General features: G+C 45.1%; 30 protein-coding genes and 2 pseudogenes. 24 read left to right on the top strand and 8 right to left on the bottom strand.

Annotation, left to right across the window (positions count from 1 at the left end; all coding sequences use genetic code 11):
- Positions 1 to 30 precede the first annotated feature (30 nt).
- The 12 genes from eutJ (at position 31) to ACHZCY_RS11265 (ending at position 8,800) form a co-directional block, all read left to right on the top strand.
- The gene (gene eutJ / locus ACHZCY_RS11320) at positions 31 to 885 is read left to right on the top strand and encodes an ethanolamine utilization protein EutJ (RefSeq protein ID WP_205222364.1); all 855 of its coding nucleotides are present in this window, start codon (positions 31 to 33) and stop codon (positions 883 to 885) included.
- A 5-nt stretch (positions 886 to 890) separates the two neighbouring features.
- Positions 891 to 1,727: a flavoprotein gene (locus tag ACHZCY_RS11315; protein WP_319548968.1), complete on the top strand. Its 837-nt coding sequence runs from the start codon at positions 891 to 893 to the stop codon at positions 1,725 to 1,727.
- 44 nt (positions 1,728 to 1,771) lie between these two features.
- A complete protein-coding gene (locus tag ACHZCY_RS11310; protein ID WP_205222362.1) occupies positions 1,772 to 2,041 on the top strand; it encodes a EutN/CcmL family microcompartment protein in 270 nt (89 codons plus the stop codon).
- 14 nt (positions 2,042 to 2,055) lie between these two features.
- Positions 2,056 to 2,619 carry a cob(I)yrinic acid a,c-diamide adenosyltransferase gene (locus ACHZCY_RS11305; RefSeq protein WP_205222361.1) on the top strand — a complete coding sequence of 188 codons (564 nt, stop codon included), beginning with the start codon at positions 2,056 to 2,058 and terminating at the stop codon, positions 2,617 to 2,619.
- On the top strand, positions 2,616 to 3,185 hold the full coding sequence (locus ACHZCY_RS11300; protein WP_205222360.1) for a GlcG/HbpS family heme-binding protein: 570 nt from the start codon (positions 2,616 to 2,618) through the stop codon (positions 3,183 to 3,185). Before ACHZCY_RS11305 ends, ACHZCY_RS11300 begins: the two co-directional genes overlap by 4 nt.
- An 85-nt stretch (positions 3,186 to 3,270) precedes the next feature.
- The gene (locus ACHZCY_RS11295; protein ID WP_319548967.1) at positions 3,271 to 4,683 is read left to right on the top strand and encodes an aldehyde dehydrogenase family protein; all 1,413 of its coding nucleotides are present in this window, start codon (positions 3,271 to 3,273) and stop codon (positions 4,681 to 4,683) included.
- Between the two features lie 58 nt (positions 4,684 to 4,741).
- A complete protein-coding gene (locus tag ACHZCY_RS11290; RefSeq protein ID WP_205222359.1) occupies positions 4,742 to 5,158 on the top strand; it encodes a GlcG/HbpS family heme-binding protein in 417 nt (138 codons plus the stop codon).
- Between the two features lie 3 nt (positions 5,159 to 5,161).
- Entirely contained in the window at positions 5,162 to 5,470 is a 309-nt protein-coding gene (locus ACHZCY_RS11285; protein WP_205222358.1) for a BMC domain-containing protein, read from the top strand.
- A gap of 18 nt (positions 5,471 to 5,488) precedes the next feature.
- Positions 5,489 to 6,808 carry a 4Fe-4S dicluster domain-containing protein gene (locus ACHZCY_RS11280; RefSeq protein WP_319548966.1) on the top strand — a complete coding sequence of 440 codons (1,320 nt, stop codon included), beginning with the start codon at positions 5,489 to 5,491 and terminating at the stop codon, positions 6,806 to 6,808.
- On the top strand, positions 6,805 to 7,359 hold the full coding sequence (locus ACHZCY_RS11275) for a BMC domain-containing protein (RefSeq protein ID WP_205222356.1): 555 nt from the start codon (positions 6,805 to 6,807) through the stop codon (positions 7,357 to 7,359). The genes ACHZCY_RS11280 and ACHZCY_RS11275 overlap by 4 nt, the downstream gene beginning before the upstream one ends.
- A 200-nt stretch (positions 7,360 to 7,559) precedes the next feature.
- Positions 7,560 to 8,162: a peroxiredoxin gene (locus ACHZCY_RS11270; protein ID WP_205222355.1), complete on the top strand. Its 603-nt coding sequence runs from the start codon at positions 7,560 to 7,562 to the stop codon at positions 8,160 to 8,162.
- Between the two features lie 149 nt (positions 8,163 to 8,311).
- Entirely contained in the window at positions 8,312 to 8,800 is a 489-nt protein-coding gene (locus tag ACHZCY_RS11265; protein ID WP_319548965.1) for a hypothetical protein, read from the top strand.
- A 297-nt stretch (positions 8,801 to 9,097) separates the two neighbouring features.
- Here ACHZCY_RS11265 and ACHZCY_RS11260 read toward each other — a convergent pair whose 3' ends face one another.
- The 3 genes and pseudogenes from ACHZCY_RS11260 to ACHZCY_RS11250 all read right to left on the bottom strand — a co-directional run.
- Entirely contained in the window at positions 9,098 to 10,012 is a 915-nt protein-coding gene (locus ACHZCY_RS11260; RefSeq protein WP_319548964.1) for a radical SAM protein, read from the bottom strand.
- A 16-nt stretch (positions 10,013 to 10,028) separates the two neighbouring features.
- A complete protein-coding gene (locus ACHZCY_RS11255; RefSeq protein ID WP_205222352.1) occupies positions 10,029 to 10,538 on the bottom strand; it encodes a nitroreductase family protein in 510 nt (169 codons plus the stop codon).
- Between the two features lie 67 nt (positions 10,539 to 10,605).
- Positions 10,606 to 10,893 (bottom strand): annotated as a pseudogene (locus ACHZCY_RS11250) (aldo/keto reductase); the annotation flags it as partial.
- Between the two features lie 677 nt (positions 10,894 to 11,570).
- Here ACHZCY_RS11250 and ACHZCY_RS11245 point away from each other — a divergent pair.
- The 9 genes from ACHZCY_RS11245 to ACHZCY_RS11205 all read left to right on the top strand — a co-directional run bounded on the left by ACHZCY_RS11245 (position 11,571) and on the right by ACHZCY_RS11205 (position 17,508).
- Positions 11,571 to 11,954, top strand: a complete 384-nt coding sequence (locus ACHZCY_RS11245; protein ID WP_319548963.1) for a hypothetical protein — start codon at positions 11,571 to 11,573, stop codon at positions 11,952 to 11,954.
- Between the two features lie 74 nt (positions 11,955 to 12,028).
- Positions 12,029 to 12,433 carry a hypothetical protein gene (locus ACHZCY_RS11240; RefSeq protein ID WP_319548962.1) on the top strand — a complete coding sequence of 135 codons (405 nt, stop codon included), beginning with the start codon at positions 12,029 to 12,031 and terminating at the stop codon, positions 12,431 to 12,433.
- A complete protein-coding gene (gene istA / locus ACHZCY_RS11235) occupies positions 12,430 to 13,905 on the top strand; it encodes an IS21 family transposase (RefSeq protein ID WP_319548961.1) in 1,476 nt (491 codons plus the stop codon). Before ACHZCY_RS11240 ends, istA begins: the two co-directional genes overlap by 4 nt.
- Positions 13,898 to 14,104, top strand: coding sequence for a hypothetical protein (locus ACHZCY_RS11230; protein WP_319548960.1), 207 nt, complete (start codon positions 13,898 to 13,900; stop codon positions 14,102 to 14,104). The genes istA and ACHZCY_RS11230 overlap by 8 nt, the downstream gene beginning before the upstream one ends.
- 80 nt (positions 14,105 to 14,184) lie before the next feature.
- Positions 14,185 to 14,508, top strand: coding sequence for an IS66 family insertion sequence element accessory protein TnpA (tnpA, locus tag ACHZCY_RS11225; RefSeq protein ID WP_319548959.1), 324 nt, complete (start codon positions 14,185 to 14,187; stop codon positions 14,506 to 14,508).
- 14 nt (positions 14,509 to 14,522) lie between these two features.
- Entirely contained in the window at positions 14,523 to 14,858 is a 336-nt protein-coding gene (gene tnpB / locus ACHZCY_RS11220) for an IS66 family insertion sequence element accessory protein TnpB (protein WP_319548958.1), read from the top strand.
- Positions 14,859 to 14,916: 58 nt separating this feature from the next.
- On the top strand, positions 14,917 to 16,497 hold the full coding sequence (tnpC, locus tag ACHZCY_RS11215; protein ID WP_319548957.1) for an IS66 family transposase: 1,581 nt from the start codon (positions 14,917 to 14,919) through the stop codon (positions 16,495 to 16,497).
- On the top strand, positions 16,481 to 17,059 hold the full coding sequence (locus ACHZCY_RS11210) for an ATP-binding protein (RefSeq protein ID WP_319550216.1): 579 nt from the start codon (positions 16,481 to 16,483) through the stop codon (positions 17,057 to 17,059). Before tnpC (ACHZCY_RS11215) ends, ACHZCY_RS11210 begins: the two co-directional genes overlap by 17 nt.
- 152 nt (positions 17,060 to 17,211) lie before the next feature.
- Positions 17,212 to 17,508: a winged helix-turn-helix transcriptional regulator gene (locus ACHZCY_RS11205; protein ID WP_319548956.1), complete on the top strand. Its 297-nt coding sequence runs from the start codon at positions 17,212 to 17,214 to the stop codon at positions 17,506 to 17,508.
- A 698-nt stretch (positions 17,509 to 18,206) separates the two neighbouring features.
- On the opposite strand, the gene tnpC (ACHZCY_RS11200) is transcribed toward ACHZCY_RS11205, so the two are convergent.
- From tnpC (ACHZCY_RS11200) to ACHZCY_RS11190, 3 genes and pseudogenes are all read right to left on the bottom strand, one after another.
- Positions 18,207 to 19,583, bottom strand: coding sequence for an IS66 family transposase (gene tnpC / locus ACHZCY_RS11200; protein ID WP_319548955.1), 1,377 nt, complete (start codon positions 19,581 to 19,583; stop codon positions 18,207 to 18,209).
- A gap of 9 nt (positions 19,584 to 19,592) precedes the next feature.
- Positions 19,593 to 19,877: pseudogene (locus ACHZCY_RS11195) on the bottom strand (ribonuclease H-like domain-containing protein); the annotation flags it as partial.
- Positions 19,795 to 20,457: a hypothetical protein gene (locus tag ACHZCY_RS11190; RefSeq protein WP_319548954.1), complete on the bottom strand. Its 663-nt coding sequence runs from the start codon at positions 20,455 to 20,457 to the stop codon at positions 19,795 to 19,797. The gene ACHZCY_RS11190 and the pseudogene ACHZCY_RS11195, both read right to left, overlap by 83 nt.
- A 375-nt stretch (positions 20,458 to 20,832) precedes the next feature.
- Here ACHZCY_RS11190 and ACHZCY_RS11185 point away from each other — a divergent pair, with 375 nt between their 5' ends.
- Together ACHZCY_RS11185 and ACHZCY_RS11180 are read left to right on the top strand one after the other, a co-directional pair.
- Positions 20,833 to 21,075 carry a type II toxin-antitoxin system ParD family antitoxin gene (locus tag ACHZCY_RS11185; RefSeq protein WP_319548953.1) on the top strand — a complete coding sequence of 81 codons (243 nt, stop codon included), beginning with the start codon at positions 20,833 to 20,835 and terminating at the stop codon, positions 21,073 to 21,075.
- Entirely contained in the window at positions 21,075 to 21,368 is a 294-nt protein-coding gene (locus ACHZCY_RS11180; RefSeq protein ID WP_394713397.1) for a type II toxin-antitoxin system RelE/ParE family toxin, read from the top strand. The genes ACHZCY_RS11185 and ACHZCY_RS11180 overlap by 1 nt, the downstream gene beginning before the upstream one ends.
- Before the next feature lie 323 nt (positions 21,369 to 21,691).
- Here ACHZCY_RS11180 and ACHZCY_RS11175 read toward each other — a convergent pair whose 3' ends face one another.
- Both ACHZCY_RS11175 and ACHZCY_RS11170 read right to left on the bottom strand, forming a co-directional pair.
- The gene (locus ACHZCY_RS11175) at positions 21,692 to 23,086 is read right to left on the bottom strand and encodes a GGDEF domain-containing protein (protein ID WP_319548952.1); all 1,395 of its coding nucleotides are present in this window, start codon (positions 23,084 to 23,086) and stop codon (positions 21,692 to 21,694) included.
- A 673-nt stretch (positions 23,087 to 23,759) separates the two neighbouring features.
- Positions 23,760 to 24,584, bottom strand: a complete 825-nt coding sequence (locus tag ACHZCY_RS11170) for a DeoR/GlpR family DNA-binding transcription regulator (RefSeq protein WP_319548951.1) — start codon at positions 24,582 to 24,584, stop codon at positions 23,760 to 23,762.
- Positions 24,585 to 25,138: 554 nt separating this feature from the next.
- On the opposite strand from ACHZCY_RS11170, the gene ACHZCY_RS11165 reads away from it, so the two are divergent.
- Positions 25,139 to 26,704, top strand: a complete 1,566-nt coding sequence (locus ACHZCY_RS11165; protein ID WP_319548950.1) for a glycerol-3-phosphate dehydrogenase/oxidase — start codon at positions 25,139 to 25,141, stop codon at positions 26,702 to 26,704.
- Positions 26,705 to 26,903: the final 199 nt, after the last annotated feature.

The following is a 26,903-nucleotide window of genomic DNA, read 5'->3' as shown; positions in this document are numbered from 1 at the left end:
GGCCACCCCCTAAATTGATGACTGGGAACCATGGTGATTAGCGAAAAAGCAAATAGTTTGATCAAGGATTTTGAGAAGACTCTCAGTCTTGATGGGCCTGGTTATGGGAAAGGTACCCTTTATGCAGGGGTAGATTTGGGTACGGCTTATATTGCGACTGCTGTGGTTGATGATCAGGGAGTGCCTGTTGCCGGCGCATTAACCAAAAGTCAGTCTTTTGTTCGAGATGGCCTGGTTCTGGATTATGTCGGGGCCATCTCGATTTTAAAGGAACAAGTGGTAAAACTTCAGGCTGCCGGTTTTCCGCTTACTAGTGCTGCGGTGGCATTTCCTCCCGGTACAACCGGAAGAAATGCAAATACATTCGGCCATGTTATCGAATCTGTAGGTCTTGAGGTAGCTGGAATGCTTGATGAGCCAACTGCCGCTTCAAAGGTTCTTGATATTACAGATGGAGCTGTAGTGGATATAGGTGGCGGGACTACCGGTATTTCAATCATAAAAAACGGGGAAGTTGTCTACACCGCAGATGAACCAACCGGAGGCACCCATGTGGATTTGGTACTTTCCGGTCATTTTAAAGTCGGGCAAAATGAAGCGGAAAGTATGAAGCGTGATCCTGACAAGCAATGGGAGATTTTGTATCTAGTCAAACCGGTTTTCGAAAAAATGGCCGCCATTGTCAACACTCACTTGCAGAATCACCAGGTAGAAAGGATTTATTTGGTGGGGGGGACGAGCTGCTTTCCTAGAATTGAAAAAGTGATGGAAGAAGAGACTGGGATTAAAACTATTAAACCTGCCAATCCTCTCCTGGTTACGCCTCTGGGAATAGCCCTGGGGTGCAAAAATTTCTGCGGAAGCAGTAAAGAGACAGTCAATTAAGCGCCATGGAAAACGATTTTATCAATAAGCTGGTCATTGAAGTCGTAAGCAGATTGGCCCAAAAAATGGGCGCTGATGGGAGTCGACAAACTATTCTTGCTGTATGCACAGGGTGTAACGGGAATGTAGAAAGGGCTGTCGACCAACTGCGGCATATGGTTATGAAAGGTTTTAAACTCAACCTTTTCTTTTCGGCAAATGCCGGCAATACCTATCGAAACACCGTTGAAAACCAGCTTAAAGGGCTGCCTTATGTACAAACAGTGAACCCTGGGCAATGGGGGCAATGTCACGATGAGTTCAACAAGGCTGAAGGGGTGGTTGTTCCTATTGCAAGTATAAATACCCTGTCAAAGCTTTCGATGCTGATGGCGGATACACCCCATGAGCATCTCCTGTTGAATGCCGTAACCATTGGAAAGCCACTTATAATTGCAGGAGATGGTGGCTTGTTCGGCTCTCGAATAAGAAAACCTCTTGTTGATGCCCTAGGTGTACGGTTGGCCAGTATCCAAGAGTACGGTGCCGTTGTATGTGAGATGAGAGCATTGGCAATAACTCTTGAGTCATGTTTTGACAATCAGCAGAACGTTGATACCCAGCAAACTATCCTTCCCGAACAGGTGCTTTCCGGCCCCCCAGTGCCGAATAATCCTGCTCTCAGCGACAGGCGTTCATCCGGTAAACCGAAAAAGCACCTCAAGGGAAGGGTGGTGACCGCTTCTCATATCAATTTTGCCGTTCAAAACGGCTATGATCTTGTTTGCGCCGATGGGGTGATTGTCACCCCCATGGCAAAGGATATGGCTGCGCAGAAGGGTGTGAAAATAGAACAAGTGTGAACGGGAAAAAATAACTTTTTCCTGCAGTAAAACGAGGAGAATCCATGCTCATCGCAGAAGTCATCGGAACAGTGGTAGCGACCCAAAAACATGAGGCCATGATTGGATTGAAAATTCAGGTGATCCAACCTTTGGACCCGCAAAGTAAAAAATCTGCGGGGAGCCCAATGGTTGCTGTGGATGCTGTCGGTGCAGGACGGGGAGAAAAGGTAATTGTCACTCTCGGTAGTAGTGCCGGTAAGGCGGTAGCAAAAGAAAACTGCCCTGTTGATGCTACCATCGTGGGGATTATTGATCAGTTGGATATTGGTTGATCAGGGGAGAAGGTATGACTGCCAAAGTATATACAAGGGGAGGGGATAGAGGATCGACATCCCTTCTTAGTGGCGGAAGAGTACCAAAAGATGACCTGCGAGTAGAGGCATATGGTGCCCTGGATGAACTACAGGCTCATTTGGGAGTGGCAAGGTCACTGATGAAAGGTGACACTTTTGCTGATGTTATTTACGAGGTTCAAGAAGACATATCTACAGCCGGCGCAGAATTGTCCTGTGCAGGAAAGTTGGACAATTTGAAAGTACGACTGACGACAAACGATGTTGAAAAGATCGAGCAGTGGATTGACAACTATACCGCCATATACAAGCTTCCTCAGCGATTTGTCGTACCTGGGGAATCGAGAAGTAGTGCTGCAGTCCATGTTGCACGAACTGTCTGTCGACGGAGTGAACGTCTCATTGTCGGTTTGGACAGGGAAGTTGGCGGATTAGACACATTACTCCAGTATTTCAACCGCCTCAGTGACCTGCTTTTTACAATTGCCTGGGGGCTTGAAGTGGAAACCGTCATTGCAGATACAGTTTTGCAGACTTTAGTAAAGGAGGGGGAATGAAGCTTTCATATCCTGTTGCGGTACTCTTAGCAAAGATAGCAGAGCGCGAAGCAACCAAGCTACAAGTTCCAATGGCTATCTCCATTGCTGATGATCAGGGAAACATGATCTATTTCGGATGTATGGATAACACGCTGCCGGCCGGTAGAGAAATAGCCATATCGAAAGCATATACAGCAGCCATTCTCAGGATGGATACAAGAATGGTCGGCGAGTTGTCAAATCCAGGTAAACCTCTTTACGGTATCCAAAATACGCACCAGGGGCGGCTTATCCTTTTTGGAGGCGGACTTCCTTTGTTTGACGGTACGCAGGTTGTGGGTGGAATTGGGATAAGTGGTGGCTCTGTTGAAGAAGATGAAAAGGTGGCTCGCCCGGTTCAGGCAACATTTGAAACCATGATGACGTGTGCGGCAATGATTACAAAGATCATTCCACGGGATAAGTCACTAAAGGTTTCCTCAGATTGTATTGAAAAAATAATTCGGCGTAAACTGGATAAAGGTCCAAGCGACGAGCATGTGGTGTTGATGATAACCGGTGCTCTGTTGCTTGCTTTAGCGTGAAGAACATTTCAGTCACAATGGATAACAAACTGAAATTAAGAATATAAAAAACAAAGAAGCTAAAAGGGTTACAGGAGAACAAAAGATGACAAATCAAAGTGAAATGATAACAGACCTTGTCCAGAAAGTTGTGGAACAGTTGGCCGCTAAAGAAAAGTCATCCATATCTCAAGGTGATCACCCGTCAGCTGACGGCATGTATGATAGTGTCGATGTGGCCGTTGCCTGTGCTGCAACAGCGCAGAAACAACTCTTAAAACTTTCTCTTAAACAACGTGAGAAGATTATAGCCTCTATCAGAAAGGCGTGTCTTGAAAACAATGAAGAACTTGCCGCTTTTGCCATCGAAGATACAGGCTATGGTCGATATGAAGATAAGGTAAGGGAAAATATCCTTTGTGCAGAGAAAACTCCCGGTACTGAGGATCTTGTGCCAACGGCCATGACCGGAGACTCTGGGCTTGCATTGGTTGAGCCTGCCCCGGTAGGAGTTATCGGTGCACTTACTCCTATTACTAATCCCACAGGAACATTAATTAACAATACCATCAGTATGGTGGCTGCCGGCAATACGGTTGTTTTTAACCCACATCCCAGTGCTAAAGCTACCTCAGCCAAAATGGTTGCCTTACTCCACAAAGCGATTGTTGATGCAGGAGGCCCTCCGGCTACCATCACAGCCATAGCTGAACCAACTTTGGATCGCGCAAAAGAGATAATCAACCATCCGGGAATCAATATGCTGGTTGCCACCGGTGGGAAGCCTGTAGTGAAAGCTGTGCTTTCGTCAGGGAAAAAAGCCATTGGTGCAGGAGCCGGCAATCCTCCGGCGCTGGTTGATGAGACTGCCAATATTCGTCAGGCTGCCGAATGCATAGTCAACGGAGCCAGTATCAACAACAATATTTTTTGTATATGTGAAAAAGAGGTGATTGTTGTTGAAGAGGTTGCCGACAGCCTCATCAAATTCATGGTCGAGACAGGCAAGGCTTACCTGCTTAACGAGGCAGAGGAAAAGAAAATGACAGCCTTGGTGGTTACGCCGGATGGTAAGGCGAATCCCGCCTGTATTGGCAAAAATGTGCAGAAAATTCTTGCTGAAATTGGTGTAACCGTAGGAGAGGAGTATCGTTTGGCAATATTCAGGGCTCCTAAGGACCATCCGCTTGTCTGGAAAGAGCAGATGATGCCGGTTATACCCATCGTATCCGTGAAGGATATAGATGAGGCTATTGATTTTGCAGTGGAAGTAGAGCAGGGGAATCGTCATACAGCAATAATGCACTCCACCAATGTTGAACATCTCAGTCGTTTTGCCAGGGCTGTACAGACAACTATTTTTGTCAAGAACGGTCCCTGCTATGCCGGCATTGGCCTTGGTGGAGAAGGACACACTTCCTTTACTATAGCGGGACCAACTGGAGAAGGCTTGACGTCTGCCCGCTCTTTTACTCGTGCAAGACGATGCGTCCTGGTTGAAGGGTTTCGCATCATTTGATGCAATGCCTTGGTATTGTTCAACTGTGCTCAAAGAATTGAATCTCGGAGGAGTTAAAATGGCAAGTAAATTAGACAATGCTCTGGAAATGATTGCAGCAGCAAAAAAAGTTGCAGAAGAAATCGGAACCCCCATGGTTATATCTGTGGTTGACGAAGGGGGAAATATGGTCGCTTCTCAACGCATGGATGATGCCTTGCTGGTCAGCGTGGATATTGCCCTCAACAAGGCCTATACAGCATTAGCTGTAAAAGTACCCACAGAAGCCTTGGCAACTGCTTGTGCGCCTGGAGCAGAGTTGTATGGTCTCAATACCACTGATAACTGCAGGGTTGTGATTTTTGGAGGAGGCATCCCGCTCGTTCAGGACGGAAAGGTTGTTGGCGGAGTTGGAGTAAGTGGCGGCAGCGTTGCCCAGGATGTCCAGTGTGCTGAAGCGGCAGCAAAGAAGTTTGAGGAATTGATTGGAGCCTAGAACGTGAAAATTGACATTATCCAGGCACCTTCAAAGACCTTCATCAGGATGTTGATGAATAATATCAGTTCCGGAGCAAAAGAAGAGGTGCAACTCGGAAAGTGGGGTGCAGTTGGCCTGGTTCAGGCGCATCTTATTGAACTCTACTGTGCTGCGGACATGGCTGAAAAGGCAAGTGATGTCAAAGCAGTACTGGTGTCGGGTAATTGTCCGCAACACGTTCAAATGTTAGCGCTGTTTGGTAACCCTTCGGCGGTTAAAGCTGCTATAGACAAGATTCGAAATTACTACCGTGTTCAACAGGGTATCTGAGTAGACAATGGATAACCAATGATCTCAACAGCAGAAATTAAAGAAAAAGGTATTGTTGGTGCAGGTGGAGCAGGGTTTCCCTGTTATGTGAAGCTTACCAGTGAAGCTGAGATACTTATTGTCAATGCTGCCGAATGCGAACCTCTCCTGCATAAAGATGTAGAGATACTGCTGCACAAAACTGATCTTTTTGTGCAGGGACTTTTGTATGCTGCAGAACTGGCACGAGCAAAAAAAATTATCATTGGCGTCAAGGAAAAGCATGCAAAGGTTATTGAGCATCTTACAAAGACGATTCCTGATACGATAACCATCTTTCCTCTTCGCGATTTCTACCCGGCTGGAGATGAAATTAATCTCATCTTTGAGACAACCGGCAGAGTTGTTCAGCCTGGTGAATTGCCTATTACTCAAAACGTGATAGTGCAAAATGTAGAGACACTCTACAATATCGCTAAGAGTGGGCCGGTGGTTTCAAAACTGCTCACAGTTGGTGGGGAAGTGGAAAATCCGGTATCCATTGATGTTCCCTTGGGCGTTTCTTTTCGTGAGGTGCTGCAGTTTGCCAAACCAACATTAAGTGTATACGAGGTGGTGGTGGGCGGCCCGATGATGGGCAGGTTGACTGATAACCTTGATGAGCCTGTAACCAAAACAACAGGAGGGCTTATTGTCCTCCCGCCGGATCATGTACTTGTGACCAAAATGAAGACCGGTGCGGTTGAAACAAAGGTTAATCGAATTGGTAAATCCTCTTGCGATCAATGTACTTTTTGCAGTGAACTCTGTCCCCGTGCCCTTCTCGGTCACCCGGTGAGACCACACCTTGCCATGCGCAACCTTCTCTTCAGTAATGGAGAGGTTGATCCGGACAGCAGTGCTGCACATACGCTTTATTGCTGTGAATGCAACCTGTGCACCATTGTTGCCTGTCCGGAAGGGTTGTATCCATCGCAGGCCTGTATCAATAGCAAAAGAAAAATAATTCAGAAAAAGATCCAGTTTCAAGGGGATAAGAAAGCTGTGGCGCATCCGCTCATAGCGTATCGCAGGACACCTACCAAGCGGGTTAAAGAACGCTTAGACCTGCTGCAGTTTGTCGATAATGGACCTTTGGTGGAATTTACCACAGCAGCTAATCGATATGAAATTCGACTACAACAACATATTGGTGCACCTGCTGAACCTGTGGTTAAGCAAGGGCAACAGGTAAGCAAAGGAGAAAAGATAGCCACTGTCGCGGATAAGCTCGGAGCAGAAATTCACTCATCTGTGGACGGTGTTATTGTTGAGATTAACCAGAAAGCAATAGTTGTTGAGAGACAGGAGATATCATGACTGGTGCAGTTGGAATGTTGGAGTTGTCAAGCATTGCGGCAGGGTTTGTTGTCCAGGATGCCGTCCTTAAGGCTGCAGATGTTGAGTTGCTCGTTGCCCGCACAATATGTCCAGGTAAGTACATGATTGTTATTGGTGGTAAGGTCGGTTCAGTGAAGGCAGCGATGGAAGCCGGACTTTCAGCCTCTAAAGGCTTTTTGGTTGAACAGCTTGTTCTCCCGAATATTGACCAGGCTATATTTCCTGCAATTTCAGGTTGTGTTGAGCTGGTAAAAACCAAAGGTAATGCTTTGGGGGTTATCGAAACCTTTTCTGCGGCGTCAATTCTTCGTGCTGCAGATGCTGCGGTAAAAGCCGCTGGGGTAACATTGTTTAGAGTTCACCTTTCCATGGCTGTCGGAGGGAAAGGATTCCTGCTGCTCGCCGGTGATGTAGGTTCGGTAACAGCATCTATTAATTCAGGTGTGGAAACAATCAAAGACGATGGCATGCTGGTCAATAAAGCCGTTATATCCGGAGCCTCTAAAGAGTTGTTTAAGGAATATCTCTGATAGACGCTACTTGCTTGGTTAGCCAGGCCAGGGAGCAGGACCTTGTCTGTTTTGCTTATGCATCGTGAAGTCTTGAAAAATATGGCCCCAATTACAGCCGGTGGCTCCACAATGAGTTAGCGGTTAATTATATTGTAATAGCATAAACATGCTTTATGTTTCATCAATACGCCTCTTAACCTTTACTTGAGGAGAAGACAATGAGTCCACTCATTACCAAACCAGCCCCTGATTTTACAGCAACAGCGGTTATGCCTGACAATACGCTGAAAGAAGATTTTTCTCTTGCTGATTATCGTGGAAAGTATGTGGTGCTTTTTTTCTATCCATTGGATTTTACCTTTGTTTGCCCTTCAGAGATTTTACAGTTTGATAAATATTTAAATCAATTCAAAGAAAAAAACTGCGAGATTATAGGTGTATCTATTGATTCCCAGTTTTCCCATTTAGCATGGAAAAATACTCCTGTTAACGAAGGGGGGATAGGGAATATTCAGTATCCATTGGTTGCTGATCTTGATAAAAAAATATCTCTTGATTACGGAGTGTTGCTGGATGCTGGTATTGCTCTGCGTGGTACCTTTCTCATCGATAAGGAGGGGATACTTCGCCACTCTGTTATTAACGATTTACCACTAGGTCGAAATATTGAGGAAGCCCTGCGGATGGTCGGCGCGCTCCAGTTCCATGAAAAACATGGAGATGTTTGTCCTGCAAATTGGAATGAGGGTGATGAAGCCATGAAACCTACCAGAAAAGGGGTGGCGGAATACCTGTCAAACCTCAATCTTAAACGGAATTAATAGCGACTGCGTACTTTGTAAATTTTTAGTAATTACGTTTTTCCTCCATTGTAACTTCTGGGGGGAAAACGTAATGGTTACATTTAGTTGCGGGAAAGGCTAATGAAGCATTTAAGAAATTTATTGTTTTCTTAAACGGAGAAAGACCAATGCAAACTGACACGAGGCAGCATTTTCTTGGTTCTAGGAAAAAGAATGCTCCCTCTTTTATTTATGAAATTTTGCATGGCAAAGAAAAATTTCTTTTCGGAAAAGGTACTCCGCACCGGCAAAAGGACTGGGGTGGAATACCTGTAGATGCCAATATCCCAACAGCTGCTCTGAATGAGATCAACAGTATTCAAGAAATTGAAATACGGTCTTCGTGCGAAGGGGTGGATATCTGGAAACCGACTTTCTTGATTTTTCGTTTCCGCACAGCTTGGGACCAGGAAAAAATTGACGCTTTTGTTGCAGGGATGAACGCTTTTCCAGACATCAGTTGTGGTGCCGGTATTGGTAACGGGGGAATGTACAGGGTTGGTATAACAACAGCTCTTTGGTATCAGAAAGACAGAAACCTGTTTACGCAATGGTGGCTAGAACTTCCGCAAAAGATGCAAACGGTCTTAACTGTTATTCATTGTTTATCCTCGTAACAGTCGTTACAGGGGTACAATCTTTGACAATCGCTCGAAGTTGTAAAAGTCCGGAGCTGGACTGACGGGTTTGATGATCAAGTTTCTACCTAACCTGACAGTCTCTCGGATATAGAGGAATTATATTAACCAGCGAGAAATGGACGAATTTGATATATTGGACTTGGCAATATTAAGTCCAAGGCTCAGGTGCTAAAATTACCTAATTAGGTAATATCTCAAATTTTATTTTAATATGATTGTCTAGGCTTACCAGTAGTAATTTTAATCGGTAAAATGGGAAGATGTAGACTTCTTTCATCTTTTGGGATTCAAAAGTATTGCTCCCTCTCCACCTGTTACCAAGGAAGTATTTCTTGTATTCAGCCATTCCGCCTCAATTGAATCTCTGCCATTTTTTAGAATCTCTAGAAGCTTCCCCTTCTCTTCAGGTAGATAACCATCGACAGGTATAGCATTCGAAGGATGAACTGCAAAAAACCTAGTTCGATCAAGCTCCAGGTTTTGCAGAAGTAAGATTTCTTCTTCAATGTTTTCTCGCAAAGTGTTCTCTATGAACGAACCTTGTTGAAGCCTCGTTGCCAACTCGCAATCTTCTTCAAGGTGTAGAGCAGCAACAAATATAAGGTGCGGTTGTATCTCATTTATGATTTTTGCTGATGCTAGAGCGTTTTCCTCCCACATAGTATTCCCGGCCGCTCCAATAATTATATTGAGACTAAAGTCGAAACCGGCAGTTGCTAAACGTTTGCACTGAACCTTGGCCTGCTGGATTGTAAATCCTTTATTTAAATTTTTAACAACTGAAGGTAATCCAGATTCAAGGCCAATGTTCAAATCGTTGATTTTTAATGACCGTAGAGCTTTAAGTTCTTCATTATTCTTGCTGGTAATATTAGCGATTGAAGCATACATCGCTATTGTTTCAACCTCTGGTAAATGGTGATTCACTTTTTCTGCGATACGAATCAACTGATTCACCTTGAGTACAAAGGGATCACCACTCACCAGAAACACCCGTTTTACTGAGGGGTAAAGACGTCGCGCCTCAACTAAATCTTTTTCAATTTGCTCTAACTGTTCAACTTGGAACGGTACATTATTGTACATACTGCAAAATGCACATTTATTATGGCTACAGCCTGCTGTTACCTGCAACAGAAGAGAGTTTGCCTCAAAGGGTGGTCTATAGACTGGAGGGGTATATTTCATTTGCACAACCTATAAATTACCAACTTTCAGAATGAATCAATGAACTATTATACCTATCCATCGCTTTAAACTCAGCCTCAGGCCAACCAACAGGAACAATAGCAAAAGGATATATGTCATCAGGTATACCAAAGAGTTTTCTCATTCCTTCCATCCGGTCCTCCAGCGGATAAACACCAACCCATACAGTGCCGAGCCCAAGATCTCGTGCAGAAAGAAGCATGTTCTGCGATGCGGCCGAACAATCCTGCGGCCAAAAGTCCGGCCATTTTTTACCATTTGGGGCACCGCACACAACGATAGCAACAGATGCGTTTTTCAGCATTGAGGCGTATGGATGAAATCCTGATACTTTGTTCATCTTTTCACGGTCTCGCGTGATAATGAAGTGCCATGGTTGCTGATTACCAGCCGAAGGAGCCGTCATTGCTGCTCTTATAATCTTATCTATCATTTCATCAGCAACTTCTTTTTCTGCATATTTCCTCACACTTCTTCTTGTTGAAATTGCTTCTAACAGTTCCATTTCATCACCATTCGGTATTATTTATTTGATTGTGGAGCAATGCTCAGTTCAAATGTGCCGGCTACCTCTAAAAAGGAATTAAGCCTGGATGCAAACCAGAGCCACCAAAATATTCCAGACTGTTTATTTCCCTCATGTCTTCCTCAGATATTGAGAAATCAAATACTTGCAAGTTTTCTTCAATTCGTGATGGAGTTGCGGTCTTTGGTAGAGGCAGTACACCGTTTTAAAGACACCAACGGATACAAAGCTGAGCTACAGATTTTTGGTACTTCGCAGCAATTGTTGAGAGCTGTAAATTCGATAACATTTTCCCTGTTCCCAGAGGACTCTATGCCTCAACAAGTATGTTATTCAGAACAAAACAATCCCTAGTGTTATTGGATGATAACCTCCATCTGTATTACTTTGCGGTTGTTGATTGATACGGGCCGATCATAAACATCAGCATTTTTTTCGTACCAGATGATCACCTCGATATTCTCAACCTTTCTTAGGTACTACACTATTGAATCCCGTTACGTACCCACATTGACTTTCTTCATGAGACTATGTAAAACGTTACACCACTAACCGCAAGTACGGTACTTGAAGTGCCATAGTTACAAAATGTATACTAATGGAGATAAAGCGATGGTCGATAAATGCAAAAGCAAGCAGATAAATGAAAAGGCGTATCGCTGCTATTTCGAATTAACTCTTAAAGTTATAGGCGGGAAGTGGAAGCCTGTTATAGTATATCATCTTGCACAGGAATGGTACCAGCGATTTACTTCCCAACCAAAATCAGCGGTTTAAAAGTCGACACCATCATCGGTTGAAATCCAGCCACAGATAATCTCCTTCTTCATTTTCTTACGTTTTTCATCCAATCCTGATGCATATCAGGTGTCTTTTCTTCTATTTTTTCCTTTGTAGTTTCTTCTTTTTCTTTTTTTCGACGTGCACATCCCTCAACCCGCGGAGGAGAGAGTGAAGACTTGCACATTTCGATGCGTCTGTTGCAGAAGGATTCTACCAAGGAACCCAAGAGTGCATAACCAGAAGTATTGTGGAGCCAAGGCTTGTCAGCGAGCAAGAAAGAGCAAATGGCAAAGAGAAAAACAGCAGACCGATCCAGATCACCGGGCCAACAAATGCGAGAGCCAGCGGGCCTGGCAGAGGAAAAATCCCTTCTATTGGCAACAGTATCGTCAAAAAAATCCGAATTATTGCGAGCAAAACCGAAAACTGCAACGGGTACGGGACAAGGCCGCGCGCCAGTCAGTCCCGGTGAAGGAGAATCTTGCAAAGATGGATACGTTAGAAAGCCTTTTAAACGATACATCAATGACATATTTCATTTCTGCCGACAGCGGGAATCTTGCAAAGATGGACGCGTTAGCTGTAAAAATAGTCCCAACAACAGCGATATAGGCGATCTTGCAAAGAAGGACTCGATAGTCTTCCGGTAATACATGCGATATCGTAGTGAAAAACGGAGGTCTATCATGCGAAATCCACTTATTATTGAACGTGTCAGGACAATCAGCGGCAGCTTTGCCTTTATCGAGCACCGTTTTCTCCGCCATGGTTTCTGGAGCAGCCTCTCTCATCAAGAGCTGCTGCTCTATTTTTTTCTGGTCATGGTGGCTGACCGGCAGGGGCTGTCTTTTTATTCCTACGACAAAATCTGCACCCTGCTAACCATCAATGTCGATGAATACATTCTTGCCCGGGACGGGCTCCTCAGCAAAAACCTGTTGGCCTTTGACGGCACCTTATTCCAGGTGCTTTCCCTTCCGCCTGAACCTGTACACCAAACGCGGTTACTCCAGAATGAGGAAGATATGCGACGGGAAGATCCGGCAACCATCCATCAGCTTGTTCGGCAATTCAAGGAGGGAAGGACATGATCAGCAGGCGAACGGCACTTGAAATCCTGCAGCTTAAAAAAGAGGGGTTTTCCCAACGCAGCATTGCCAGACAACTGCAACTCGACCGGCAGACCGTGGCGAAATATCTGCAGGACGACAGACCGATGCCTGCCGAGAGGACTGCCAAAAAATCCAAACTCGACCCTTATCGCGAAATGATAGGTGAAATGGTGGATAGCTGCCCGGACATCAAGGCACCGGTAGTACTGCGGAAAATACGGGAGAATGGGTTCACTGGCGAGATCACCATTGTCAGGGCCTTGCTCAGACAATTGCGGGGGCAGCAGGCTCAGCGCCAACCGTTCATCCGCTATGAATCCGAACCAGGTGAGCAGGTACAGATTGACTGGGGCCACTTCCCCTCCCTGAGCTATGGCGCCGGGCATAGAAAACTGTATGCCCTTGCGGTGGTTGAAGGTTACAGTCGTATGCTCTACGTCTATTTCTCCCACAGTCAGAAGCAGGAATATCTGCATCAAGGTTTGCTGGAAGCATTCACCTACTTTGGCGGCACTTCAAGAGAAATCGTGGTCGATAATATGCTCACCGCAGTGACCGAGCGAGTCGGCTCTGTGGTTCGTTTCAATGAGGCTTTCCTCGTGTTTCTCAGCAAGTTCGGCATCCTTCCGCATGCCTGTACAATTCGGTCGCCTTACGAAAAAGGGAAAGTAGAGAATGCGATCAAATACCTGCGTACCAATTTCTGGCCTCTGCGGGAATTCAGCAGCTTGAGTGATGTTCAGGACCAGGTGCATCAATGGCTGGACACTGTAGCCAACGTTAGGAAGCACGCTACCACATCTCAACGGCCGATTGACCGGTTGCATAACCTGCGTCCACTTCCTGAGCCCTTACCTGACTGTCGACAGACTGCATCTCTCAAGGTGCATAAAGACTTCGGTGTGCGCTTTGACACCAATGTTTATTCCGTACCGCCATGGGCCATCGGCAAACAGGTCACCCTCAAGGCAGACAACTCTCTCATCTCAATCTATCTCAAAGAAAAACTCATCGCCTGCCACAGCCGCTGCTGGGAAAGACAGCAGCGAATCGAAGTGCCAGGTCATCGGGAACAGGTGAAAAAAATCAAAAAACGGCTGCTTCAAGATCGACAGGTAGTGGTCTTCCTCTCTTTGGGAGAGGTGGCGCTCCAGTATCTCGAGCGCTTGAACTCACTGCGCCTGGCAATCAGAAAAAATATCGCAGCCCTCCTGATACTGCGCGATGAGTTCGGAGACAGTTCCCTTATCTACGGATTGAAAAAGTCATTGGAGAAAAATGTCATCGGTGCTGATTACGTCCGCAATATCCTCTATCAGGAGATGACTCCGACCAGCACTCATCTGCCGGTACGGCTCAAACAGGAGGACCTTAATGCAATCAGGCTCACAACTCCGGCTTTGGCCGAATACGACGCTATCGCCCTCAAGAGGAGATCAAACAATGGTTGACGAGATAAAAAAGAAATTCAAGGTACTGCGTCTCACACACTGTGCTGAAAATATCGGAGAACTACTGGAACAGGGAGCGCAGAAAAATCTTTCGACTTTGCAAACCATTCACAGGTTGCTCGACTTGGAGATCGAAAAACGCCGCCAGGGAAAGATCCTGCGCTGCTTTAAACAGTCGAAGCTTACCGAACAACCGTAAGCGAGAATTTTACCGCATCTGTATTTTGACTTCGAGCTATGTCATGTTGATCTCCCGATCAACTCATACGGAGGCATCACATGACAAACCGTGCTCACACATCTCGTTTTTGGATGGCGCATGTTGAAGCGCAGGCAAAAAGCGGCTTGAATCGCGCCGAGTACTGTCGCCAACATAAACTATCTTACCACGCGCTGACGTATTGGCAGAGAAAACGGAGGCGACCTGATATCTCGCATACCCCTCAACTGATCCCGGTTCCGGAAAAAGCAACCCGGATCACACTGTCATCTCAGCGCGGAGACATACGTGTAGTATTGGCCAACAATATCAGCATCGAGATAAGCAATACCTTCAGCAGCGATGCCCTCGGCAGGCTTCTTCCTCTTCTCGCGAGTCGGTAATGCTATTTTCTTCCATGCCTGTGCAAGTTTATCTTGCGCCCGGCACCACCGACATGCGGAAATCAATCAATGGCCTTTCCATGCTGGTTGCCGAACAGTTCGAGCTTGATCCTTTTTCCGGGCATCTGTTCTGTTTCTGCAATCGCAGGCGTGATATCGTCAAGATTCTGCTGTGGGATCGAAACGGATTCTGCCTCTGGCATAAGCGGCTCGAAAAAGACCGTTTTCAATGGCCGCAAAGCGAGCTGGAGGTTATGAGCATATCCGGACAATCATTATCCTGGCTGCTTGACGGTTTGTCCATTGAGCAGGTTGATGCCCATGAACGCCTCATGTTTGACACTGTATAACAGTCTGTTTTTTTAAGTTAATCGATGAAAATTCAGGTAGATATGTTATGATGGTTTCATGAAATTTGAAGCTGCCACATTACCGGATTCGCCAGAATCTCTTAAAGAAATCATACTCGATTTGCAGGACAGGATTGAGGGGCTGGAGGCGTCTTACCAAAAAGAAACCTCTATCCTGTATGAGCAGTTACGTCTTCTTCGGGCCAAACTTTTTGGCCGTAAAAGTGAAAAGATCCCACCGGACAGCACGGTTGAAGTTCTCCCCCTATTTGACATGCCGGAGCCGGAGGGAGAAGAGGCTGGCCCTGAAGAAATCCCGGTTAAAGGGCATCAACGCAAGAAAGGGGGGCGTAAGCCGTTACCTGCGGATCTCCCCCGTGTGGAAAAAGTGCACGATATTGCTGATAGCGAGAAGACCTGTGGTTGCGGATGTCCGTTGACCAGGATCGGGGAAGAGGTCAGCGAACAACTGGATATAGTACCTGCCAGGATGCAGGTAATCCGCCACATTCGGCCTAAATATGCCTGCAAGTGCTGCGAAGGTGCGCTGGATGAAGGGCCGACCGTCAAAATTGCCCCTGTCCAGCCACAGCTTATCCCCAAATCCATAGCTACCGCCGGTCTGCTTGCTTTCATCATGACCGGGAAGTTCATAGATCATCTGCCTTTTTATCGGCAGGAGAAACAGTTTTCCCGTCTTGGGGTTAAAATATCGCGATCCTCCATGTCCACCTGGGCCATGCAGGCCGCACAGGCATGCATCCCGTTGCTGAACCTGCTTCACGATGAACTGCTGGCTGCAAATGCCATCAACATTGATGAAACTACTGTACAGGTGCTCAAAGAACCCGGTCGAGACCCGACTTCCAATTCCTATATGTGGATCTTCCGCCGGGGCGATCCCGACAAACAGGTTCTTTTGTATCAATACCACCCGACCCGTGCCGGAGATGTTGCTGCCGATTTTTTAGGCGAGTACACCGGATACGTGCAAACTGACGGCTATAGCGGCTATGACTTTCTGGATCACAAAGAAGGGGTAGTCCACATTGGCTGCTTTGCCCATGCCAGACGCTATTTTGCTGATATTGTCAAGGCACGTGGCAAGAAAGGGAAAAGCGGCAGTGCGGATGTGGCCTTATCTTACATCAGAAAACTGTACAGGTTGGAAAAGCAGTTCAGGGAAAACGAACTGCGACCGGAAGAGGTATATCGACAACGACAGGAATATGCCAAACCGATCTTGGATAGCTTTCATGAATGGCTTTTGAAGCAGTCAACCAGAACTCTTCCCAAGGGATTACTTGGTAAGGCGATTACCTATTCGCTCAATCAATGGAAACGGCTGGTTGGATATATCGAGGACGGCCATCTTGCCATCGATAACAACATGGCCGAAAACTCTATCAGGCCGTTTGTCGTGGGCCGGAAAAACTGGCTTTTTGCTGGAACTCCGGAAGGGGCTGAGGCTAGCGCTGCACTGTACAGCCTTATCGAAACAGCTAAGGCTAACGGCATCGAACCGTACAGTTATTTGAGGCATATATTCGAGGAACTGCCGAAAGCTCAATCACTGCAGGATTATGAGGCACTGTTGCCTTGGAATGCAAAAGAGCATATAGCTGCCCTCGTTAGGTAAAGCTGGGTGTGGTTCTGCTGGCGCTTACGAACAACCCACCATCGATCAGTTTAACTTTGATCACCATCCTTCCCGCAAGAAACAGAAGGCAGTTATCCTTGGCATGATCGACCTCGAGTTTATTCACCGCAAAATGGATATCATACTGATCGGCAACCCCGGTGTCGGTAAAAGTCTGTTGGCCAAGACTATTGCCTACGCATCCACCCAGGCTGGCATAAAAACTCTGTTCACCTCGGCAATGGACATGATCAATCAACTGGTCGCCGCCCAGGAAAACAATACCTTGCTGAGTAAACTCAAAACGTATCAAAATCCGGATCTACTTGTCTGTGACGAGATAGGTTATCTCCCGCTTGGCCAACAGGGTTCAAATTTGTTTTTCCAGGTTATCAGTGCCCGGCATGAGCAGAAGTCCACCATCATAACGACCAATCTGCCATTCGCACAATGGGGAACCATTTTTGACAGTACCACCGTGGCCACAGCAATAGCCGACCGTCTTGTCTATAACTCGGAGATCCTTGTCATGGAGGGGAAAAGCTATCGCAAAAGAGCATAAGGAGTAAAAATACAACTTCTGGATACTATGGAGGAAATGTCGTCAAGACATCATTCTGAAACGCACAGCTGCGACCAGCCGTTGTTGTGGCTGATTTTTAATCGCTGTTTTTGGTGGGTTTTTGTTCCGCTGATTACACACAGGAAGGCATTATGCGGTTTGGTGAATTAAAAAGAAGTATGCCGGATATTACCCAGAGGATGCTTACTAAGCAGCTAAGAGAGCTCGAGGAAGATGGCTTGATATTCAGGAATGTATATAGAGAAGTGCCACCTAAAGTTGAGTACAGCCTCAAGGAAGCAGGCGTGAACCTGATTCCAGTTCTCATGAACATGAGAGAATGGGGGAAATCCTATGAAAAATTACAGATCGGCAAGAATAAACACGAGGAGGGGTTTGAGCCTTGTGGTACTCCTAAAATAGCCGATATGTATAATCGACAACTTTAAGTGTTTCTTGTGGGTGGTCATTGAAATATTAAAAAATACAGTAACCGTTCAGCAGCACTCCAACTCTCCACGATCTGCCCTCTCGGCATACTTCAGTAAAAAGGTCGAATTGAGCTTTTGGGTATATTGTTTTTAAGTTACCGATTTTAATTGAATATGTATACTCTGAAGCTAGCGGGTTGAGTTTGCTACTGTTCCTGCCATTTCCGCAATCACCCCCTGATGAAGGTAAATTGAACCGGATTTCAGCACCGAAAACGTCAGTAGATAGGCCATTTGGGGTTAGACTTAACCTTATCAGCAATTTCTGCAAAACATTAAACTGCTCCTACATGCTTTACCTTCTTACTCGTTTTCAAATGACAGAGTGGGCACCTTCATCCTATTTTCTACTTTTTCGTTGATACGGCGATATTGCCTGTAAGAGCGCCTCAATACATGCATTTATGTTGAAAGCATGCCGGTAAGCCCGTCAATGGTTTTGGATATGGACAAGTATTTCCGGGAAGGAATAGAGCTGAAAATCTACCTATCAGCCTGGGGCATGGACAGGAAGCATGTAAAGTTATAAGAAATTAGAAATTTATTGAGATTGAGAGTGGCAAGTTCAAACGTTGAAATCTGCAGTTTCTCCGTTGGTTCTTCACTCTTGGGATTGTGTATGCTGTTCGCTGATTTCCCGAGGCTAGAAATGCTACTTATTTCATAATCCATCCTTTGGTATCCTTTTTGCTTTTAAGAACATCAATGTCTTTCTCGCCTGACATCAAAAAGGATAATAGCTGTTTGTTCTGAAATCGACACGTCTGTGAAATTCCTAGAAGCACGAGATAATCTTGCATACTTGAAGAGAAAAACGATCCCGATATTTTCCGTTGGACCGCAATGTGTCTTAAAGCCCTTTCCGCCATGTTGTTATTCCAGGGGATGTTATCGCATTCCAGAAAAACAAACAGACGGTCTTTGTATTTTGAAAGCCTTTTTTGATATTTGACGGCCGTATCTGATTTAAGTTTTGATTCGTTTACATGCAATGTGTAAAACTTATCTACCTTGACCCTAAATTTTCGAAGATGTCTTGCTTTTAAGCCGTATTTTTCGACAGCTTCGAAAATAGGCACGATTAAGTCTCGTAAGGCTTTCGTAAATGTTTCGAGCTCGGTGTCGAACGGTGACTTCCGCAAGTCCTCATTGATATCTCGGATAAAATGCGCCCAGCATTTTTGTTGACCCGTCGAAAGCGAATCATAACCAGAATAAAAATCGGAAACGACAACACCATGGTAATTACTCAAGATATCATAAACTATGTGTGCTTCCCGTGTGGGTGTCAGTCGAAAAATGACATATGTTGCGTTACAAAATACCCAGACATACTGCATTTCTCCTTGGATATTGACCTGTGTTTCATCGACATGAATGACGGACCCTGATTTCAAACTATCGAGGATGCGATTTTCCGTAATGCGATACTGTGGTGTTACAGATTTGAAAAGGCGATGAACACCGGCGCTGGCAATCCAAATATCAAAAGTATCCTCAATAAGTTGAGAGATCTTTCCGAATGGTAAGCGCATTGCCAGTCTTTGATATGCGATCCAGGCGAGAATCCCAGGGCCGTAGGATTTTAGATTCTTTAAGCCGCGGGGAATATGCCTATGGCTGCAATTCGGGCAACGTCCCTTTTCTCCGTAGTATTTGACGATTGTCTTTTTTATACCTTTTTTGGTTTTTATAAGGTCTACAACGACTTTGTCCGTCATGACACCGGTAGGTTTCAAAGGCCTTTTGTGTAAAGGGCATACGCGTCGACTTGGTATACGGATTTCTTTGTCAATGTGGGATTTCGGGATTTCCTTAAAGTGCTGCAATCCAACCTTCTTTTTCTTTGGGCCCTCTCGCTTTGCATGTTTGAGTGTAATTTTTGACTGTTCGTATTTGCCATGTGCCGACTTCTGAATAAAGGAAAAATCCTTTTCGATTTGCTTGATAGTGCTGTTAAGGAATTGATCAGCACTATCTGCAGCCAAAACTTTTTTGATTGAGGCGTTCTCGCAGATGTCAATGATCGCCATTTTAAGATTTTTCAGGTTTACACAGTCCTCTCTGTTGTACAGATGCAAATCGTGTTTTGGCTTCCGGTGCGCTGTTGTTTCATATATGTAACGCCACATGATGGCCATTAAACCAGATGAATTCTGAACGCCCCAGTGAAACCCGAGATAGCAGCAAAGCTCCTTCAGGCTATTGGAGTAAACCGGAAAATAGATTCGTCCAAAGATATAGCTATTGACGTTTACCAGGCTTAGATAGAAGAGCGAGACTATCCGCTTTTTTCTCGTACTCGACGCACGTATGTTCGAATGCACAGAACGGACAATGCTGATTAAACGCCACAGGAGGCGCATCGGGACAAGTACCAATCCAATGGCGAAGATCTTCAACAATCGTAACACATGCCTCACGCCTGATTGCTACGCGCCGGACGCTTCCATCAATTAATACCACAGTGCTTTTGCCGGTACTGGTTGCCTGAATACCATGCAAGATGGTATCACATAATGCGGCTCGAATACGGTCATGAAGCTTTATTGCGGTGTCCGCCGCAAATAAAATGGGTGCATATAAAAAGTTGCCAAAAGGGGATGTGCCATTTATTTTTCTAAGATGGATATTTTCGAAAGTTAGGTCTTTATAAGAGAGTGTCGCATCAGTGATGATATCAGCCTTACCGGATAGCGGATCTGAACAGAAAGGGGAATTTGACGAACTTTTCGCAATAAAGCTAATTTTGTTCTCTTTTTTGCGTTGATTTACGAAAGTCGTAATGGCTTTGACTCGGCACTTCTTTGGAAAAAATAACGAATAGTAAGCTTTGCGTGGGCATTGTCCGCAGGTAGCAACGATATCGTCGGTGATAGATTGTTCGGGGTATTCAGATTTTTCCATGACCACTGAGAACCCGTGCAAAATTTTGTCCTAACGTACTGCTAAGCAAAAGACTATTACTCGCAACCTTGCGGTAGGATGCTCGAAATATTTTCCCCACCCTTTTACGTTACAGCATTCTTAGGTGTCCAGGGGGGCTTTTGTACCTTCTCATTTCTTATCGGAAAAAATCTTCAAAGGACAAAGGCTATATTTTGAAAGTACGATAAAGTGCCAGTACCCAGCTCCTCCCTCCGACAGCAGACACGATTCTTGCCTGCTTTCTGGCTGGTTACCCAGCAAGATTTTCTTGATGAAATGACAATTGTTGACTTGAATATGATCAAGGCCTATATTAATAAATAATATTTGTTGGTATTAATGGAGGATAGAAAGATGCAAAAAAACACAAGCGTCACTCTTGGAGCGCATTACGAAAAATTCATTGCCAACCAAGTTTCCCGTGGTCACTTTGGCACTGCAAGCGAGACAATTCGAGCTGGATTACAGCTTTTAGAAGAGCGTGAAATAAAGAAAGCTCTCCTGCGTAAAGCCCTTATCGAAGGAGAAGAAAGCGGAGAAGGTGATTATTCTTTGAACGCCATTTTGGAAATCTTGGATAAGGAAAGGCTCGTTTAGTGCCTTCATTTTCTCTTACAAATCAAGCCATTGCTGACGTACTGGAAATCGGGCGTTACACCGAAGAACATTGGGGGCAAGTTCAAAGAGATAAATATCTGTCCTTGATAGACGAAAGCTTTAGATCTATTGCACAAAACCCTAGCCAAGGCCGGAACTGTAGTGAGATTAAAACTGGCTATAGGAAAAAGAATATTGGCTCCCATGTCATTTTTTATCGTCAAATAGCAGACGATAAAATCCAAATCGTCCGCGTTCTCCATGGACGGATGGATTACGCATCCCACCTATAAATGTAACAAAATAGCTGCCTTCTGTATTGTTGTGATATAAGGAGACAATCGGGGAATTAGTGAGGTTGAAACTGGCAATATTAAGCGAACACCATTAAGACTTATTGAAGCTTGTTCCTGATCTCTTCCGAATCGTCTTAACACCGGCGACCTCCTTTAACCATATAGGTACAGCCTCACCTTCAACAGGAAGAAGGTAAAACTATTAGATTCAATCAGAACTATGATGTTTGAGTTGGCAATGTTAGCACTGGCTTAACTTGCGATGAGGGCTCATCCCGCCGAGTCAACTTGAAACGATTTGTAGACTTATCCGTCAGATTTCAATCGGGCCAACAATCAACCATATTTTCCTTCAGGTTGGTCTTAATTTTGAGTTTTCCTTCTTTAATAAGACCTGGCAGATGCTTGGCGAGATCAGACGTTAGGTCATCGCTGATGGTGAGATCTGTAGAAATGATTGTTACCCAGGCATTACGCCCAGAACGCTTCGCGGCATACAGACAAGTATCGGCTAAATCCACTGCCTTCTCCCAACTCAGCGCTTCTGGGCGGTTTGTGAGAAAAGGGAATACAGCGGCTCCAATTGAACAAGTGAGATGAAGTGGTGACTCTTTACCGATATCAAACTTGTTAGTTTCCACTGCCTGCCGTATACGTTCAATGAGAATTGTGTCGTTTTCGCGTTGCACATTTAAGGAAACCACCAAAAATTCTTCGCCACCCCATCTAATTGCGGTATCTGTTTCACGGCAGGATTTCTTCAGCAAATGGCTCATCTGTTTGAGAACTTGGTCTCCAGCGTTATGGCCGTAGGTGTCGTTTACTGTCTTGAAATGATCCAAATCCAGCATAATGAACATAATGTCAGTGTTGCTGGAATTTATTCTTTCTAATCCCTGATGGAAATTGCGATAGTTCCGAAGCACTTGAGCGACGTATTTTTGAATAGTCACTTTAAGGTAACGCCGGTTCCAAAGTCCAGTCAGATCATCCGTCAGGCTGATCTTTTGAAGCTGGTCATGGGCTTTTTGAAGTTGATGGCTGAGTTTTTCCTGTTTTGCTTTTTCTTCAGATAAGAATACACTGAGTGCCTCATTGCGAAAGCCTACGATCAGCGTACGCAAGCTGCTGGTATGTATCAAACTGCCAGCCTGCATAAGAACAGCAATAAAAAATAACGCTAGAAATCCCAGAACAATGTATGACAACCCACCCTCATAAAAAAAACGAAGCGAAACCGGTATAACGGAAAGTAAGATGAATGAAATATAGGATGCTTTCCACGTGTAGTATGTTGATACAGCAGAAGCACTTAGCGGTAAGATGCATAAAGCCCAAATCAAATGATACTCGGAAGAATTTTCTGGCCACAAAAAGAAGGATGGCAAAGCCCACGTCAAACCAGAAACACTAGTGCCAATGACATGCCATTTCGCCCATTTAATTATATTAGCCCCTACCGGTGCTTTTCGCTTAAACGCAGCGATAATATAACCACGTGCAGAAGTGACCAGCGTTAAAATTCCTACCCACAAAGTGAGTTTCCATGAGGGCAGAACTTGCCAAAGTGCGATGCAGATAGAAATAGCGACCACAAGGACACCTATTAAGCCAACCCACGATTGCTTGTAAAGTTGCTTTATCTGAGATTCCAGAGCTTTAAGCACAATGTCAGGGCTCTCCGTTTTTTCCCATTCTTCTATTGTGCTGTTCATTTTCTATCTGACTCTAGTGTAAAAAGACTTTTGGGATTCTATATTGTTGTTTATTCGGCTCCTTGGCCATATAACTCTAACCATGCTCGCAGGGCACATAATCAAGGTACTGACCCGCGCTGTGTGCAGTGCAAGCAATCTCTTCTTGGTGTGATGTGCGCGGTGTCGGGTCCCTTTCCTTGTTCCGGCGCCAGAGGCGACGGACTAGGGGCTGAACGCAGTCAGCACCACGATTCCTGGCGGCGAAACCGACAGGAATAAGTAATTATACTGAAAGACTGTATGTTCGGCAATATGCGAGATAGTATCGTTCAACCCTTAAACTTGAGGGGTAGCATTGGCAATATCAAGCTGTGACCTGCCTTCTTGAGTGTAGCTGTTTCCTGTTATACCTGAATAATTGGTTTCCGCGAGATGGTCAGATAAAGTTAAACCACACTATATATGAGTCTCAGGTTGTTCTGGAATATGCAGTCAGATCGGGTCTCGATTTCTACACCTAAATACTCTGTGCATTTACGTGGGTGGTTTAATTATCAATTGTAGGTTGTACCCGGCTTTTATGCTCATATATATAGACTCGGGGAAATTATTTTCTGAAAAGTTTCAAGATTCAAAGCTTTGAGCTGTACCATTCAACTGCTCATTCTTCAGAGAATAGGGAACATTCTTCTTATTCTTCATCACCCTCTGAAACAAAAAGAGCCACATCTTTTTTTTTCAGCATATCCCTAAATGGTTTAGGGGGCTTCTTGTCAGTGAATATTGCATCAATTCCGGCAATATCTGCTATACGGACCATGGCATTTCTGGTGAACTTGGTGTGGTCGGTGACGAGAAAGATGTTGCGCGAATTATTAATGATTTCTCGCGCAACTCGAACTTCATGATAATCATAATCGAGCAAGGTACCGTCTTCGTCTATTCCGGAAACACCAATAATGCCATAATCAACCTTAAACTGACGAATAAACTCTACCGTTGCCTCTCCGGTGATTCCTTTGTCCCTGCTTCTTACCATGCCCCCGGCAATGATCACGTCACAATCTTTATTGTTGCTCATGGTCAGCGCCACATTGAGATTGTTGGTAATAACCCGCAGTTTTTTGTGGTTGGCTAGAGACTTGGCAACCTCTTCAGTGGTCGTTCCCAGGTTGATGAACAGTGAAGCTCGGTTGGGTATTTGCTTTGCCACCATTTCAGCTATGCGTTTTTTTTCCAGATTAAGAATATTTTTACGCGTACTGTAGTCAACGTTTTCAACGCTGGAGGATCTGCTGGCACCTCCATGGTACCGCTGAATGAGCTGACACTCACAGAGTCGATTGATATCACGCCGAATGGTTTGAGGTGTGACGTCAAAATGGCTGGCCAGGGCTTCAATGGTTGCAAACCCTTGCTCGTTTACCATGGTCAAGATCAAGCGTTGTCTTTTCGACAGCGAATCTTGGCTGAATGTCGAGCCTTTGTATTCGGCAGGGTTGGTTAAGTCGTTCAAAAAAATCCTCTATTTTCAATATGAAAAACGTTTGATTTAATGATGACAAATAAAAACTTTTTGTTTCAGGTGGTTATTGTTTCGCGTCTTCTCTCACTGTTACGCAAAAAAAGTTGTGTTCATTTTTACCACCGGATCTTGTTTGTAACAAGTCTAATGTGTATCTTTATGTTCATTTGCGAACATGCAGTTTGTGTTTCGATATAGGGTCAGAGTTATCTATGGCAACATTTTTTATTAAAGCAACTGTTTTGCTGGGCTTTTTGTTGTGCTGTTCACTGGGAAGGTAAGGGGGCTGTGACAGGTCTGTTTTGTTTTCGTTTCCATTTTTGTTTTCGAAAGTGAAAGTATTATCTTGAATTGCGGTCGTTCCTGTGGCACGATGTGGACATAAACGAAAGTAAATTGTTTGTTTATGCTTCTCTATTGAAGAGAAATGAGCCAGATTCGGAAAGCGACTGCATAGTAGGTTACCCACAGCTTGAAACGTAATTATCATATTTTTAAACCAGTTCGGCTTACCCTTGCCGAAACTAAAAGAAGGGGGAGGGTATATGAAACGTTCAGATTTTATCTCCAGGATGGAAGACAGTGCAAAGGTGTGGGACTTCATCATAGTTGGCGGTGGTGCCACCGGCTTGGGCGCGGGACTTGATGCTGCAGCAAGAGGGTATTCGGTCCTGCTGCTTGAGCAGGGAGATTTTGCAGAAGCAACGTCCAGCCGCAGCACAAAAATGGTCCATGGAGGGGTAAGGTACCTGCAGCAAGGGAATATTTCTCTTGTCATGGAGGCGCTTAAAGAACGCGGCATTTTACTGAAGAATGCTCCTCACATGTGCTACAACCAAAAATTTATTGTTCCAGGCTATAAATGGTGGGGGCTCCCGTATTACGGCATAGGGCTTAAAGCCTATGACATGCTGGCTCGCAAGTACAGCTTTGGGAAGTCACAAATTCTTTCCAGTAAATCGGTGATCAAAGAAGTTCCCGGGGTACGTACGAAGAAGCTGAAAGGCGGAGTGACCTATCATGATGGTCAGTTCGACGACGCACGATTAGCTATCACTCTTGCACACACCATGGCTGATCATGATGGCTGTCCTGTCAACTACGCAAAAGTAACCGGGTTGTTGAAAAATGATGCAGGCAACGTCAACGGTGTAAAGGTGGTTGATACCCTAAGCGACACTTCTTACGAGGTGAAGGCAAAAGCTGTTATCAATGCCACCGGTATTTTTACCGATGACGTAATGAATATGGATAACGCTGAGCATAAAAAGCTGATTGCACCAAGCCAAGGCGTCCATATTGTGATTGATCGTAAATTTCTGGGCGGGCAAACAGGTATCATGGTGCCCAAGACCGATGACGGAAGAGTTATCTTCTTTGTACCATGGCACGATAAAGTTGTTGTAGGTACAACCGATACGCCGATCAGTAGCGTATGCATGGAGCCAAAACCTTTTAAAGAAGAAGTTGATTTTTTGGTTGAACACTCCGCCCGATACCTGGAACACCCAATAACCCGTGATGATGTCCTCAGCGTCTTCACTGGTATAAGACCTCTTATCGCCACAGGCGACTCTAATGACAAGACCTCTAGCCTTGCACGGGATCATTATCTGACTATCTCGCCCAGTAAACTGCTCACCATAGCCGGTGGGAAGTGGACAACCTACAGACAAATGGCAGAAGACTGTATTGATAATGCCATAAAAATGGGAGGCCACCCTTTTCGACCCTCACCTACAAAAGATATGAAACTCCACGGATACACGGATGATTTTGATCCTAAAGATCACATGCATGTTTACGGTAGTGATAGAGAAGAGATACAGGCTCTTGCAGCAGACTACCCGGAGCTTGACCAGCAAATGCATGAGCAACTCCAATATTCCTGGCTCGAAGTAGTATGGGCAGTCAAAAATGAATGGGCCTTAACCGTTTCCGACGCACTTTCAAGACGTACTCGTGCTCTGATCCTCAATGCCAAAGCCGCTATCGAGGCTGCCCCTAAAGCAGCAGAAATAATGGCCAAAGAACTTGGCAAAGATGAGGCATGGGTAAAAGAGCAGGTGGAGGAATTCACCAAACTCGCTGAAAACTATATCGTCAATTAGCAGGAGTGCTGAATTTGCGCTGCCGCAACAATGCGACAAGGAGGCAACGATAGCACCTCTTACAGGGCTAGCGTTCGATTCTGGAGGGGGGAACTTATTACATACCTTTACTGGAGTAGGAGTTGATTATGAATTTGTTTTTCAGTCAATGGGTTGGAATGATGGTACTGCCCCTGTTTGGGTGTGGTGGTCTTAGAGG

Origin of the sequence: Desulfogranum marinum, assembly GCF_963675105.2 — a bacterium.
Lineage (GTDB): Bacteria > Desulfobacterota > Desulfobulbia > Desulfobulbales > Desulfobulbaceae > Desulfogranum > Desulfogranum marinum.
This window is presented reverse-complemented; position numbering and strand designations above follow the sequence as displayed.